Annotated in this window: 14 protein-coding genes; 8 read left to right on the top strand and 6 right to left on the bottom strand. The window is 69.4% G+C overall.

Annotated elements, in window-relative coordinates; genetic code table 11:
* Positions 1-177: 177 nt before the first annotated feature.
* Together C468_RS14275 and C468_RS14270 are read right to left on the bottom strand one after the other, a co-directional pair.
* Positions 178-363, bottom strand: a complete 186-nt coding sequence (locus C468_RS14275) for a hypothetical protein (RefSeq protein WP_008849608.1) — start codon at positions 361-363, stop codon at positions 178-180.
* A 49-nt stretch (positions 364-412) separates the two neighbouring features.
* Positions 413-1,396 (bottom strand): formyltetrahydrofolate deformylase, encoded by a 984-nt coding sequence (locus C468_RS14270; protein WP_008849607.1) that lies wholly within the window; start codon positions 1,394-1,396, stop codon positions 413-415.
* Positions 1,397-1,576: 180 nt separating this feature from the next.
* On the opposite strand from C468_RS14270, the gene purS reads away from it, so the two are divergent.
* The 5 genes from purS to ilvD all read left to right on the top strand — a co-directional run bounded on the left by purS (position 1,577) and on the right by ilvD (position 6,201).
* Positions 1,577-1,828, top strand: a complete 252-nt coding sequence (gene purS, locus C468_RS14265) for a phosphoribosylformylglycinamidine synthase subunit PurS (protein ID WP_008849606.1) — start codon at positions 1,577-1,579, stop codon at positions 1,826-1,828.
* Positions 1,825-2,502 carry a phosphoribosylformylglycinamidine synthase I gene (gene purQ / locus C468_RS14260; protein ID WP_008849605.1) on the top strand — a complete coding sequence of 226 codons (678 nt, stop codon included), beginning with the start codon at positions 1,825-1,827 and terminating at the stop codon, positions 2,500-2,502. Before purS ends, purQ begins: the two co-directional genes overlap by 4 nt.
* Positions 2,503-2,787: 285 nt before the next feature.
* The gene (locus tag C468_RS14255; RefSeq protein ID WP_008849604.1) at positions 2,788-3,180 is read left to right on the top strand and encodes a VOC family protein; all 393 of its coding nucleotides are present in this window, start codon (positions 2,788-2,790) and stop codon (positions 3,178-3,180) included.
* A 58-nt stretch (positions 3,181-3,238) separates the two neighbouring features.
* Complete coding sequence (locus C468_RS14250; protein ID WP_080510655.1) at positions 3,239-4,330, top strand: type I restriction enzyme HsdR N-terminal domain-containing protein; 1,092 nt, start codon at positions 3,239-3,241, stop codon at positions 4,328-4,330.
* A gap of 83 nt (positions 4,331-4,413) precedes the next feature.
* Positions 4,414-6,201: a dihydroxy-acid dehydratase gene (gene ilvD / locus C468_RS14245; protein WP_008849602.1), complete on the top strand. Its 1,788-nt coding sequence runs from the start codon at positions 4,414-4,416 to the stop codon at positions 6,199-6,201.
* Between the two features lie 90 nt (positions 6,202-6,291).
* Here ilvD and C468_RS14240 read toward each other — a convergent pair whose 3' ends face one another.
* Together C468_RS14240 and C468_RS14235 are read right to left on the bottom strand one after the other, a co-directional pair.
* On the bottom strand, positions 6,292-6,546 hold the full coding sequence (locus C468_RS14240; protein WP_008849601.1) for a hypothetical protein: 255 nt from the start codon (positions 6,544-6,546) through the stop codon (positions 6,292-6,294).
* A 234-nt stretch (positions 6,547-6,780) separates the two neighbouring features.
* Positions 6,781-7,200, bottom strand: a complete 420-nt coding sequence (locus C468_RS14235) for a universal stress protein (protein ID WP_008849600.1) — start codon at positions 7,198-7,200, stop codon at positions 6,781-6,783.
* Positions 7,201-7,320: 120 nt separating this feature from the next.
* Between C468_RS14235 and C468_RS14230 the strand changes: the two genes are divergently transcribed.
* Positions 7,321-7,794: an NYN domain-containing protein gene (locus C468_RS14230; RefSeq protein ID WP_008849599.1), complete on the top strand. Its 474-nt coding sequence runs from the start codon at positions 7,321-7,323 to the stop codon at positions 7,792-7,794.
* Between the two features lie 90 nt (positions 7,795-7,884).
* Here the strand turns inward: C468_RS14230 and C468_RS14225 are convergent, their stop codons facing one another.
* The gene (locus tag C468_RS14225) at positions 7,885-8,556 is read right to left on the bottom strand and encodes a S26 family signal peptidase (protein ID WP_008849598.1); all 672 of its coding nucleotides are present in this window, start codon (positions 8,554-8,556) and stop codon (positions 7,885-7,887) included.
* Between the two features lie 154 nt (positions 8,557-8,710).
* On the opposite strand from C468_RS14225, the gene gcvT reads away from it, so the two are divergent.
* Positions 8,711-9,883, top strand: a complete 1,173-nt coding sequence (gene gcvT, locus C468_RS14220) for a glycine cleavage system aminomethyltransferase GcvT (RefSeq protein WP_008849597.1) — start codon at positions 8,711-8,713, stop codon at positions 9,881-9,883.
* 6 nt (positions 9,884-9,889) lie between these two features.
* Here the strand turns inward: gcvT and C468_RS14215 are convergent, their stop codons facing one another.
* Positions 9,890-10,534, bottom strand: a complete 645-nt coding sequence (locus C468_RS14215) for a hypothetical protein (RefSeq protein ID WP_008849596.1) — start codon at positions 10,532-10,534, stop codon at positions 9,890-9,892.
* A gap of 132 nt (positions 10,535-10,666) precedes the next feature.
* On the opposite strand from C468_RS14215, the gene fdhF reads away from it, so the two are divergent.
* Complete coding sequence (gene fdhF / locus C468_RS14210) at positions 10,667-12,844, top strand: formate dehydrogenase subunit alpha (protein WP_008849595.1); 2,178 nt, start codon at positions 10,667-10,669, stop codon at positions 12,842-12,844.
* Positions 12,845-12,852 lie beyond the last annotated feature (8 nt).

The following is a 12,852-nucleotide window of genomic DNA, read 5'->3' as shown; positions in this document are numbered from 1 at the left end:
CGCACCTGCTCGACACGATCGAGTCCGCGGTCGGCGAGGTCGGGTACGACGCGGCCGACTGGGCCGAACGGCGCCGCGCGGCGATGGCCGACGGCGACCTCTCGTACGCGGCCGCGAACCGGGACCTCCTCGTCCGTTTATAAGCGTCCCTCGCGAGCGGATCGCGGCTCGCGGCGCTCAGCGCGGCGGCTCCGCGGGGAGCACTTCGGGCAGCCCGTCGAGGAGCGAGACGGTGTAGTGGAGGAACACCGCAAGCGCCACGATCGACAGCAGCACGAGGAACAGCAGGATCACGCGCTCGTCGCTCCGGACGACGGCGCTCGCGTCGGCGACGAACCGGGACGGGCTCCGGCGGGCTCGCATCCCTCCGACGTAGGATGCGGTTTATTAAATAGCGTGGGGGCGGCCGCGGTCAGTCGCTCTCGGCGGTCGGCGTCCCCGACCGCGACAGCGGCTCGCCGTCGACCGGCTCGTCCGGGTTCGCGTCGATCGCGGCCTCGCTCAGCCCGAGTTGGGCGTCAACGTCGGCGTCCTCGCGGACGTGGACCGTGCCGCGGTGGATCGCGATCGCGTCCGCGAGGTGGAGCCGGACCGCGTCGAGCAGCACGTCGGCCTCGAGGGGCTGGCCGCGGCGCTTGATCTCGGCCACGTCGGAGCCCGCGGGAATGTCGAAAGCGCGCTGGGCGATCACTGGCCCTTGGTCGAGGTCGGTGGTCACGTAGTGGGCGGTGACGCCCGCGACGCGGACGCCCGCGTCCTTCGCCTGTCGATACGCCTCTGCACCGGGGAACGCCGGCAGGAGGGAGGGGTGGACGTTGATGATGCGGCCCTCGTAGCGGAAGACGACCTCCGGCGAGAGGATGCGCATGTACCGCGCCAACGCGATCAGGTCCACGTCGTACTCGGCCAACAGATCGAGGAGGCGCTCCTCGTCGGTGTTGCCGTTGCCGTCGCCGACGTCGTAGAAGGGCTTGTCGTAGCGCTCCGCGAGCGACCGGAGGTCCCCGCGGTTGCCGATCACGACCGGGATCTCGGCCTCCTCGCCGTCGTCGGCGAGGTCGCCGTTGGCCTCCGCCTCCAGTAACGCCTCGGGCGCGTGGGTCTCCTTGGTGACCAGCAGCGCGATCCGGCGCGCGTCGCGGTCGCTCGGGAACCGGACCTGGATGTCCACGTCGAGCTCGCGGCCGAGCTCGGCGAGCGCGCGGCGGAGCTCGCCCCGGGAGGTCTCCATCTCGGAGGCGTCCACGCGGGTCGTCATCCGGAAGACGCCCTCGCGGACCGCCTGGTCGAGGTCCTCGATGTTGATTCCCCGCTCGAACAGCAGGGAGGTGACCCGCGCGATGAGTCCGGTCTTGTCTCCTCCGACGACCGTGATCTCGGTCAGTTCGCGGGTCATGCGACGATCACCTCCGACGGTTCGAGCGGCTGCATACAGCCGATGGAGAACACGGAGGGGTTTGCCCCTTTCGCTCCGTGCCGACCCTGCTGCCCACACGATCGACCGGTATATATCCACGAACATGGATATAAAAGACGTTCCAAAACGGTTTTTACACACGACTCCGCACTACCGGACATGACGGCATACACCGCGACGGTGACGGTCCGCTTGAAGCGGGGCGTCCTCGACCCGGAGGCCGAGACGACCCAGCAGGCCCTCGAACGCCTCGGGTTCGAGCTGTCGGACCTCCGGTCGGCCGACCGGTTCGAAGTCGACCTCGACGCCACCGACGCCGACGAGGCGGCCGACCGCGCCGACGAGATGGCCGAGCGGCTGCTCGCGAATCCGACGATCCACGACTACGACGTCGCGGTCGCGGAGCGATGACGGTTTCAGTGGTTCAGTTCGGCGGGTCCAACTGCGACCGCGACGCGGTCCGCGCGCTCGAACACCTCGGGATCGACGCCGAGCGCGTCTGGCACGAGGACGGCCTTCCCGAGGACGCGGACGGCATCGTGCTCCCCGGCGGTTTCTCCTACGGCGACTACCTCCGCGCCGGCGCGATGGCCGCCCGCGCCCCGATCATGGCCGATGTCCGGGCCGCGGCCGAGGAGGGCGTCCCCGTGATCGGCGTCTGCAACGGCGCGCAGATCGGCTCCGAGTCCGGGCTCACGTCCGGCGCGTTCACCACCAACGCCTCCGCGCGCTTCCAGTGCGAGCCCGTTCACCTGCGCGTCGAGCGCGCGGACACGCCATGGACCGCCGCCTACGACGAGGGCGAGGTCATCGAGGTCCCCATCGCGCACGGCGAGGGGCGCTTCGAGATAAGCGAGGCGTCCCACGCCGACCTCGTCGCCGACGACCGCGTGCTCTTCCGCTACTGCGACGCCGACGGGAACGCCACCGACGCGGCCAACCCGAACGGCTCCACCGACAACGTCGCCGGCGTCCTCGGCGAGCGCGAGTCGGTCGCAGTGCTGATGCCCCACCCCGAGCGCGCCACGCTCCCCGACCTCGGCCGGAGCACGGACGGCGCGGGGATCCTCGAAGCGTTCGCCTGACCGGTCGCATCCCGACCGCGGTTCGTTACCGCTCTCGCAGGGGTGCCGAGCGCTCCGTCCCGTTGCGTTCCTCGTCCTCGTCGAGCGCCTCGTCGGCGAGCTGGCGACCCAGCGCCCGCTCGAACTCGGCCTCGGTGAGCTCCCCCTCGGTGTACCGCCGCTGGATCCGCGCTATCGGGTCCTCGTCCGCGGAGTCGCGACGCGCGCCCCGCCCTTGCGGCTCGGTCGCTCCGGCTCGGATTCCGACCGTCTCACTTTTTCAACTCCGCGCCCGAACCGGCCCTCATGGAAGCGCGCCACATCGACCACGTCAACCTCCGGATCCCCGCCGACGGCGTCGACGACGCCCGGGAGTTCTACGGCGAGCGGCTCGGATTCGGGATCGAGGACGGCCCGTACGCGGCCGGCGAGAAGCCCTTCTTCGACGTGCGGCTCTCGGCGACCGCCGTGATCCACTGCTGGCCGACCGAGGAGTTCAACCCGCCGACGGCGACGAACTACGACCACGTCGCCGTCGCCGTCGAGGGGTCCGCCGACGAGCTCGAGGCCGAGCTCGAGGCCGCGGGCGTGGAGATCGAGAAGTCGCTCGACGAGCCGCTCGGCGCGGTCGGCGAGTCGCCCGCCGTGTACGTCCGGGACCCGTTCGGGTACCGGGTGGAGATCAAGACAGGAGTGTAACGGAGCCGTCACGAACGGTTGTACTTTTAAGAGGACACGCCCGCGACGTATCGAAAAGATGGACGAGGAGACGGTGTCGGGTTATGTCGAACGATCACAGTCGCTCGTCGAGTCGTCGCCGCAGATGGACGAGCAGAATACGCGGGCGCGACTAATAGACCCGTTTATAAGGGACATTCTCGGCTGGGATTTCTATTCGACAGCTATCGAGATGGAGTACTCGGTCCAGATGGGATCGACGAAAAAGAAGGTCGACTACGCGCTGTTCACCGACGGATCGCCGGCAGTGTTCGTCGAAGCGAAAGGCTGTGACACCGCGATCACCGACTCGCACGCCGACCAGCTCCGGAGCTACATGCGACAGGAGTGGGTCGACTGGGGGCTTCTCACGAACGGAAAGTCGTTCCACATCTACCGACTCAAAAAAGACGGCGACAAGCCCGACGTGAAATTCCTCCGGCGTATCGATCTGTCCGACCTCACGGCGAACGACTGGCTGCTCGCGGCGCTGTCCGAGGAGTCGATCCGGTCGGGCGCATCGACGGAGATTTACCAGCGTGTCGAACGCCGCCGACAAGCGATCGAGACGCTCACAGACCGAAAAGCGTGGGTCGCCGAAGCGATCCGCGAAACTGTCGTCGACCGCGTCGGCGAGGTGGTCTCTCAGCCGGCGGAGTCGCTCTCAAAAACGTTCGTCGACGATCTGGTCGCGGAGTTGGAAAGCGACCAAAACGACGGCCACACCGACGCGAGTAACTCTGCACAGTCAAGAACCGAATCGGATCGTAGCGAACAGACCGACGTCCATGATCTGTCCGGTGCGTACGTGGTCGAAATCGCTGATCAAACGGACTCAAACCTGTTCAGCGACGACAGTCAAGCCGACCTCATGGGAATAGTCGTGGATCACCTTATCAGAGAGCACGGCCTGATCGACGCGTATTCTCCGCTCCCGTACGTTCCCGGCAAGAAGATTGCAATATTAAACGACGAACCGGCACATCCGTCAGGAGAAGAAATGCGGTTGTATCGTGCGGTTGGCGGCGATTACTACGTGTACACTTCACTGAACAAGGGCGACAAGAAGCGCCACCTCCGCGATTTCGCCGACGCCTGCGGCGTCGAAATCGCCTTCGACGGCGAGTGGTGACTCCCGCCCCGAACTGGTTCGCCCCGCCGAGCAACCCTTGTTTCCTTGCGTCCGTTTAAGACCCCCGAGCGACAGGGTCAGGTATGAGCGACCAGCAGCCGCGGTCGGAGGGAGGCGGCTCCCGACGCCGCGACGACGCGGACCGGTTCGCGGGCGAGAAGGACGAGACCCTGCGGAGCAGAGACGTGACAGAAGGAGCGGACAAGGCCCCGCACCGGGCGATGTTCCGCGCGATGGGGTTCGACGACGAGGACCTCTCCTCGCCCATCGTCGGCGTGCCGAACCCGGCGGCCGACATCACGCCGTGTAACGTCCACCTCGACGACGTGGCCGACGCCGCGATCGAGGGGATCGACGGCGCGGACGGGATGCCGATCGAGTTCGGGACGATCACCATCTCCGACGCCATCTCGATGGGGACCGAGGGGATGAAGGCGAGCCTCATCTCCCGCGAGGTGATCGCGGATTCGGTCGAGCTCGTCTCCTTCGGCGAGCGGATGGACGCGCTGGTGACGGTCGCCGGCTGTGACAAGAACCTCCCCGGCATGCTGATGGCCGCGATCCGCACCGACCTCCCCTCGGTGTTCCTCTACGGCGGCTCGATCATGCCCGGCCAGCACGACGGCCGCGACGTGACGATCGTCCAGGTGTTCGAGGGCGTCGGCGCCTACGCCGAGGGCGACATGAGCGGCGAGGAGCTCGACGAGCTCGAGCGCCACGCCTGCCCCGGCGCGGGCTCCTGCGGCGGGATGTTCACGGCGAACACGATGGCCTCCATCGCCGAGGCGCTCGGGATGGCGCCGCTCGGCTCCGCCTCCGCGCCCGCCGAGGACCCGGAGCGCTACGAGGTCGCGGAACGCGCCGGCGAGCTCGCCTTGGAGTGCATCGCGGAGGACCGCCGCCCCTCCGACATCCTCTCGCGGGAGTCGTTCGAGAACGCGATCGCGCTCCAGACCGCCATCGGCGGCTCCACGAACGCGGTCCTCCACCTGCTCGCGCTGGCCGCCGAGGCCGACGTGGAGCTCTCGATCGAGGACTTCGACGAGATCTCGCGGCGCACGCCGAAGATCGCGAACCTGCAGCCCGGCGGAACGCGCGTCATGAACGACCTCCACGAGCTCGGCGGGGTCCCGGTGGTCCTCCGGCGGCTGCTCGAGGCCGACCTGCTCCACGGCGACGCGATGACGGTCACCGGCCGCACGCTCGCCGAGGAGCTGGCAGAGCTGGAGGCCCGCGGCGCGCTCCCGGACGACGACGAGATCGAGTCGGACTTCCTCTACACCGTCGACGACCCGAAGGAGGCCGAGGGCGCCATCAAGATCCTCAAGGGGAACCTCGCGCCCGAGGGCGCGGTCCTGAAGGTGACCGGCGACGACGCCTTCTACCACGAGGGGCCGGCGCGCGTGTTCGAGAACGAGGAGGACGCGATGGAGTACGTCCAGTCGGGCGCGATCGACTCCGGCGACGTGATCGTGATCCGCAACGAGGGGCCGACCGGCGGTCCCGGGATGCGCGAGATGCTCGGCGTCACCGCCGCCGTCGTCGGCGCGGGCCACGAGGAGGACGTGGCGCTGCTCACCGACGGCCGCTTCTCCGGCGGAACCCGCGGCCCGATGATCGGCCACGTCGCCCCCGAGGCGGCCGACGGCGGCCCGATCGGCCTCATCGAGGACGGCGACCACGTCACCGTCGACATCCCCGAACGCGACCTCACCGTCGACCTCTCCGAGGAGGAACTCGCCGAGCGCCGCGAGGGGTGGGAGGCGCCGGAGCCGCAGTACGAGGGCGGCGTCCTCGCGAAGTACGCTCGCGACTTCGCCGGCGCGTCCGACGGCGCCGTGACGAACCCGCGACTGACCCGCGAGTTATAAATAGCCGAGCGCGACCCCGCCGCGTCGTCGGAGCGCACCGACGACGCGGCGAGGGAGATACCCGCTTCCGGACCGGTCGTCCCGCTTCTCCTACTCCGCCGCCGACCCGCCGTCGGTGTGCGCCGTCCGGACCGATTCTGCGCGCCAGACGTTGCTCCGACGGCCGGCGCGCGACAGCTCCATCCTGACGACCGAGCCCACCGGGAGGTCCGCCACGCGCTCGCGGGCGTCCTCGTCGGCGTACTCGACGACGTGGTACGTCTCGTTGCGCGGATGGGCACGTACCGTGGTGCAATCGTGATCGTTCTGCTCGGAAATGACGGTGTATGCGTTGGGTTCCGACATCTTACTCCGTTATTCTTGGACATGCTACTTCAATACTCCGTATATTCACTACAGTCGTCGATCAGGTGGTAATACGGATATAAGGTGTTCAAAAGACGAACCGACGCGACCGTCGCGCCGGCCTTTCGCCGCCCCGGGTCTCAGCTCTCACCGCCGATCTCAGCCCGCCACCGCCGATCTCAGCTCTCACCGCCGATCTCAGCCTGCCGCACCCGCTCGGCGTGGTCCGCCGCGTCAGCGGACGACCGTGACGGGCGCCGCGGAGCCGCGGACGATCTTCTCGGCGATGTTGCCGACGAGCAGCCGGTCCGCGAGGCTCCCGCTGTGGCTGCCGATGACGACGACGTCGAACTCCTCGCTCGCCTCGACGACCGATCGCGCCGGGTGGCCGGCCATCACCTCCGTGTCGATCTCGATCCCGCGTTCGGTCGCGATGTCGCGGGCGCGGTCGAGCAGGTCGCTCGCCTGCTCCTCCGCGGCCTCCTCTGTGTCGTCGGCAAGCGCGAGCCCGGCGGCGCTACCCATCATCGACGAGGGTTGGCCCACCACGTGGAGCACGACGATCTCCGCGTCCGGGTGCGCCTCCAGCGCGTACCGCAGCGCGCGCTCTGCCATCTCCGACTCGTCCATCGGCACCAGCACGCGGGTTATCATAGGCGCCGTACGTTCGGCGGGCTGATAAGTCGTCTGCTCGCCCGGACCGAACGTCCCCGCGGACGGCCGACGCCGAGCCAGACCAGCACACATATCTCCGCGGATCACGCACCGAGAGGCATGGAATCCAGTCGGTCGGACGACGACGCCGTCGGCGTGGCGCTGTTCGTCGACGGCCCGAACGTGTTGCGGGAGGAGTTCGACGTCGACCTCGACGACGTGCGGGTGGCCGCGGAGGCGGAGGGGCGGCTCGTGACGACGCGGCTCTACCTCGACGAACACGCGACGCCCGGGCTCATTCAGGCCGCGGAGGCGCGCGGCTTCGAGGTCGTCGTCACGAGCGGGGACGTCGACGTGAAGCTCGCGGTCGACGCCGCGCGTTTCGCGGCCGAGGGCCGGATGTCGACGCTCGCCATCGCCTCCCGCGACACCGACTTCAAGCCGGTCGTCGAGACCGCGAACGGCTACGGGATCCGGACGCTCGCGATCGCGCCCGGCGAATTCGGCCGGTCCGACGCCCTCCGGAACGCCACGAACGATTCGGTGACGCTCGACGGGGACGAAAACGGCGCCGACGCGAACGGCGAGGAGTAGAACGGCGACGAGGAAAGCGTCGGCGAGGAAAGCGTCGGCGAGGAAANGGAGACGGCGACGCACGGTTCTCCCCGGCGACGGAGCGGCCCCCTAGCGGTCGCGCTCGTCGCGGGCCGTTCGACGCGCGGCCACCCGCCCGAAGAGGAGCGCGCTGAACCCGCCGGTGAGGGCGGCGACGCCGCCGAAGCCGACCGCGGTCGGGAGGAGTCCGACCCGGGCGATCGCGGCGTCGACGCCGACCCGGAACCAGCCGAGGTTCGGGACGGCGAACAGCGCTTTGGCGGTGATCCACTCCTCGCGGACGACTGGGGCGATCCCGGCGCTCTGGTCGTACTCGCCGTTGGCGTCGCCGCGGGTGACGTACCCGTCGTAGGGGGCGGGACAGGCCGCGATCGCCGCGCAGTCGCCGTCAACCAGCGCGGGGTCGGCCCGCTCCGTCCAGTCCTCCCCGGCGGTCACCGGAAACGCGATCCGGTGCATGATCGGTCGCTGGCCGCCGCTCGGCGGGTCGAAGACGACCACGTCGCCGGCGCCGCCGAGCCGAGTCGGCGCGCCGGGCTCCGCCGCGCCGACGAGCCCGCCCCACGGGAATCGGTCCGTCGACGTGACGACGACGAGGTCGCCGCGCTCGACCTCCGGGGCCATGCTCCCGCTCTCGACGGCGACGAACGGGGGCCACGCGCCCGCGACCGAGGCGACGACGACCGCGACCAGCAGGACCGCGACGGCGGGCGCGAGCAGCTCAGAGGGGTTCCGCGTCACGTTCGCTACCGGGGTGGAAACGGCTTGAGCCTGTCGCCGGGGGGTGGGGTCGCGGGGGCGCTTCGGCGAAGTCACGAGGACGATTCGGCGGCGTCGCCCCCCGCCGGAGTCCCCGATGACAAGACCTTAGGTCCGGCCGAGAGACGGTTTCCGCATGTCTGACCGACGCACTCCCCTGCACGAGGTCCACGAGGAACGCGGCGCGAAGTTCACCGACTTCGGCGGGTGGCAGATGCCGGTCGAGTTCGACTCGATCCGCGAGGAGCACGCCGCGGTCCGCGACTCGCTCGGCGTCTTCGACGTGTCGCACATGGGCGAGATCGAGGTGTCTGGACCGGACGCGACCGCGCTGATGAACCGCCTCACCACCAACGACGTGGCGGCGCTCGGCCCGGGCGACTCCCAGTACGCCGCGATCACGGACGAGGAGGGCGTGATGCTCGACGACACGGTCGTCTACCGCCTCCCCGACGGGATCGAGGTGGGCGAAGGCGCCGAGGCGCTCGCCGGGCTCGATCGCGACCTCGACGCCGGCTCCGGCGACCCCGCGTACCTCTTCGTGCCCAACGCCGGCCACGACGAACAGATGTACGACCGGTGGGTCGACTACCGGGACGAGGCGGGGCTCGACGCCGCGGTCGCGAACGCCACCGACGACTGGGCCATGCTCGCGGTGCAGGGGCCGGACGCGGCCGACGCGCTCGACGAGGCGACGCCGACGGACCGGGTCGTCGGCCTCTCGAAGTTCGAGGCGACTGTCGCGGCGGTCGACGGGACCGACTGCTGGGTCGCCCGGACCGGCTACACCGGCGAGGACGGCTTCGAGGTGATGTGCCCCGCGGGGGATGTCGCGGCCGTCTGGGGGGCGTTCGTCGACGCCCCGCGGGAGGCGCAGCCCTGCGGGCTCGGCGCGCGCGACACCCTCCGAACGGAGATGGGGTACCTTCTCTCCGGGCAGGACTTCGACCCCGAGACCGAGCCGCGGAGCCCCTACGAGGCGCGCATCGGGTTCGTCGTGAAGCTCGACACCGAGTTCGTCGGTCGCGACGCCCTCGAGGCCCAGAACGAGGAGGGCGTCGACGAGCGGTTCGTCGGCGTGCGGCTGCTCGAACGCGGCGTCCCGCGCAGCGGGTACGCCGTCACCGACGGCGACCTCACGCGGGTCGGCCAGCTGACCTCCGGGACGATGAGCCCCACGCTCGACGAGCCGATCGGGCTCGGGTACCTCCACGAGCGCTACGCCGACCCCAGCACCGAGGTGAGCGTCGTCGTGCGCGGCGACGAGAAGCGCGCCGAGGTCGTGATCCCGCCGTTCCTCGACCGGTAGCACCCGTTATAAATCCCCCTCGACCGATTCCGCGTGGACCCGCCGGATCACCATGTACAGGCGCCAGTGGTCCACGCCGAGGCGGTCGGCGACCCCTCGAACCGCGTCGAGGTACCGGCCGTACGCGTCGACCGTCATCGGCTCCGGGTACTCGTCGAGGTCGGGACCGAGGTCGTCGGCGGCGGCGAGGGCGGCGACGACCGCCCACTCGCGCTCGCCGACGACGAACTGCTCGTCCGGGGCGAGGAACCACAGCAGCGCGGAGGCGACGCCCACGTCGACGCCCGGAATCCGGGTGAGCGCGTCGAGGGCGCGGCGATGCGGAGGCCCCGAGTCGGCTGCCGCCTCCGAGTCCGCCCCGTCCAGCGCGTCGATCGCGTCCCACATCGCGCCCCGTAGCTCCCGGGGGTCCGCGTCGGAGACGGCGGCCTCGACCGCGCGCCGCTCTTCGTGGTCGATGTCCGTCACGGCCCGGCGGAAGTACCAGCGGACCACCCACTCCACGTCGCGCTTGCCGTACTCGCCGGCCCGGAACGCCCCCGGAAGCGACTCGATCGCCTCCGCCTCGACCGGGTGGAAGGGGGCCGACTCCCGGTACGCCTCGACGTGGTCGGCGACGCGGTCCTCGACGTCGGCGAGCGAGAGTTCCATACCCGCCGAACGGCCGGGGCTTATAAAACGGTTCGGCGAGCACTCGCGTCGTCTCCGGCCGGGAACCACCGACACACTCATGCGGATGGCATCACAGATCGTGACATATGATCGCACGTCAGGGTGAGAGCCATGTCCGCTGAGGACGACGAGCCCGTGAAGACCATCTGCCCGTACTGCGGCGTCGGCTGCGGGATCAAGGTGAATCAGGGCGACGACCCCGGCGACGTGAACTTCATGCCGTGGGGGGAGGCGCCCGTCAACGAGGGCCGGGTCTGCATCAAGGGCGGCGCGGCGACGCAGGTCGTCGATCACGAGGACCGGCTCACGGAGCCACTTATAAAGGAAGACGGGGAGTTCCGCGAGGCGACCTGGGAGGAGGCCTACTCGCGGATCGTCTCGGAGATGGAGCGGATCCGCGAGGAGAACGGTCCCGACGCGATGGGGTTCTTCGGCTCCTCGAAGACGATGAACGAGGAGAACTACCTCCTCCAGAAGATCGCGCGCCGGTACGGCACGAACAACGTCGACAACTGCACCCGGATGTGCCACGCCTCGACCGTGTGGGCGCTCCGGACGAGCCTCGGCGCGGGCGCGATGACGAACAGCATGGCCGACTTGGAGGCGTCGGCCGACGTGTTCTGGATCCAGGGCGCGAACCCCGGCGAGCAGCACCCGATCGCCAACAGCCAGTACTTCCGACAGGCCGTGCTGGAGGGCGCGACCGTTATCCAGGTCGACCCGCACGCCAACAAGACCACCCGGTCGTTCGAGATCGAGGAGACCGACCGGCACATGCACCTCCAGGTGAACCCAGGCGCAGACATTCCCCTGCTCAACGTCGTTCTGAAGACGATCCTCGAGCGCCACGAGGAGGAGCCCGACGCGGGCTGGATCGACGAGGCGTTCGTCGAGGAGCGCACCGAGGGGTTCGATCATTTAAAAGAGACCCTCGACGACTTCGACAAGGAGGCGGCCGCCGAGGAGGCCGGCGTCCCGCTCGAGGACATCGAGCTCGCCGCCGAGAAGTACGCGATGGCGAACAACGCCGCCATCTTCACCGGGATGGGGATGAGCCAGCACGCCTGCGGCGTCGACAACGTGCAGAACGAGATCAACCTCGCGCTCATCACGGGGAACCTCGGGAAGGCCGGCGCCGGCGTCAACCCCCTGCGCGGGCAGAACAACGTTCAGGGGACGAGCGACGTGGGCGCGATGCCGAACGTCCTCCCCGGCTACCAGCTCGTCGACGACGACGAGGCCCGCGAGTCGGTCGAGGACGTGTGGGGGTTCGAGGTGCCCGACGAGCCCGGGCTCACCAACGTGGAGATCTCCCACGAGGCGGGCCGTTCGGTGAAGGGGCTGTACGTGATGGGCGAGAACCCCGTGATGAGCGAGCCCGACGGCAACGAGGTCGAGAAGCGCCTCGAGTCGCTGGAGTTCATGGTCGCACAGGACATCTTCATGACCGAGACCGCGGAGCTCGCCGACGTGGTCCTCCCCGCGACGACGTGGGCGGAGCGCGGCGGCACCGTCACCAACACCGACCGGCGGGTCCAGCGCATGCGCGGCGCCGAGAAGGTCCACGAGAACACGAAACACGACCTCGAGGTCCTGATGGAGGTCGGGAGCCGCCTGTTCAGCGAAGAGGAGTTCCGGTTCGACGACGTCGAGGCCGTCTTCGAGGAGCTTCGCGAGGTGTGTCCGATCTACCACGGGATGACCTACGACGCGCTCGGCGAGACCGGGATCCAGTGGCCCTGCTACGAGGAGGGCGACGAGGGCGACCAGTTCCTCTACGCGGAGTCGTTCGACACCGAGAGCGGCCTCGGGCAGATCGAGGGCGTCCGCCACCAGCCCCCGGCGGAGGTGCCCGACGAGGAGTACCCGCTGATCCTCACCACCGCCCGTCTCGAGGAGCACTACAACACGGGGACGATGAGCCGGCGGTCGCCGACGCTCTCGCGCCAGCACCCCGAGAACTTCGTCGACGTGCACCCGAACGACGCCGAAAGGTACGGCATCGAGGACGGAGACATGGTGACGCTCCGGTCCCGACGCGGCGAGATCGAGGTGAAAGCGCAGGTGACGGAGGACATCAAGGAGGGCGTGGTCTGGACGACCCCGCACTTCGCGGCCGCCTCCGCGAACCGCCTCACGAACGACGTGCTCGACGACCGGGCGAAGATACCCGAGTACAAAGCGGCCGCGGCGGACATCGCCGTCACCGTCACCGACGGCGGAGAGAGCGCGGCCGACGGTGCCGGGTCCGAGACGGAGTCGGGCGACGCGGAGCCGGCCGACGACTGACCGCTCGC

The sequence above is a fragment of the Halorubrum kocurii JCM 14978 genome, assembly GCF_000337355.1.
Lineage (GTDB): Archaea > Halobacteriota > Halobacteria > Halobacteriales > Haloferacaceae > Halorubrum > Halorubrum kocurii.
Note: the sequence above shows the minus strand (reverse complement) of the source record. Positions and strands in the feature narration are given on the sequence as shown.

Excerpts from the sequence above, each read along its gene's own strand:
- C468_RS14275 (WP_008849608.1), bottom strand. The coding sequence starts at position 363 with ATGCGAGCCCGCCGGAGCCCGTCCCGGTTCGTCGCCGACGCGAGCGCC.
- C468_RS14270 (WP_008849607.1), bottom strand. The coding sequence starts at position 1,396 with ATGACCCGCGAACTGACCGAGATCACGGTCGTCGGAGGAGACAAGACC.
- purS (WP_008849606.1), top strand. The coding sequence starts at position 1,577 with ATGACGGCATACACCGCGACGGTGACGGTCCGCTTGAAGCGGGGCGTC.
- purQ (WP_008849605.1), top strand. The coding sequence starts at position 1,825 with ATGACGGTTTCAGTGGTTCAGTTCGGCGGGTCCAACTGCGACCGCGAC.
- C468_RS14255 (WP_008849604.1), top strand. The coding sequence starts at position 2,788 with ATGGAAGCGCGCCACATCGACCACGTCAACCTCCGGATCCCCGCCGAC.
- C468_RS14250 (WP_080510655.1), top strand. The coding sequence starts at position 3,239 with ATGGACGAGGAGACGGTGTCGGGTTATGTCGAACGATCACAGTCGCTC.
- ilvD (WP_008849602.1), top strand. The coding sequence starts at position 4,414 with ATGAGCGACCAGCAGCCGCGGTCGGAGGGAGGCGGCTCCCGACGCCGC.
- C468_RS14240 (WP_008849601.1), bottom strand. The coding sequence starts at position 6,546 with ATGTCGGAACCCAACGCATACACCGTCATTTCCGAGCAGAACGATCAC.
- C468_RS14235 (WP_008849600.1), bottom strand. The coding sequence starts at position 7,200 with ATGATAACCCGCGTGCTGGTGCCGATGGACGAGTCGGAGATGGCAGAG.
- C468_RS14230 (WP_008849599.1), top strand. The coding sequence starts at position 7,321 with ATGGAATCCAGTCGGTCGGACGACGACGCCGTCGGCGTGGCGCTGTTC.
- gcvT (WP_008849597.1), top strand. The coding sequence starts at position 8,711 with ATGTCTGACCGACGCACTCCCCTGCACGAGGTCCACGAGGAACGCGGC.
- C468_RS14215 (WP_008849596.1), bottom strand. The coding sequence starts at position 10,534 with ATGGAACTCTCGCTCGCCGACGTCGAGGACCGCGTCGCCGACCACGTC.
- fdhF (WP_008849595.1), top strand. The coding sequence starts at position 10,667 with ATGTCCGCTGAGGACGACGAGCCCGTGAAGACCATCTGCCCGTACTGC.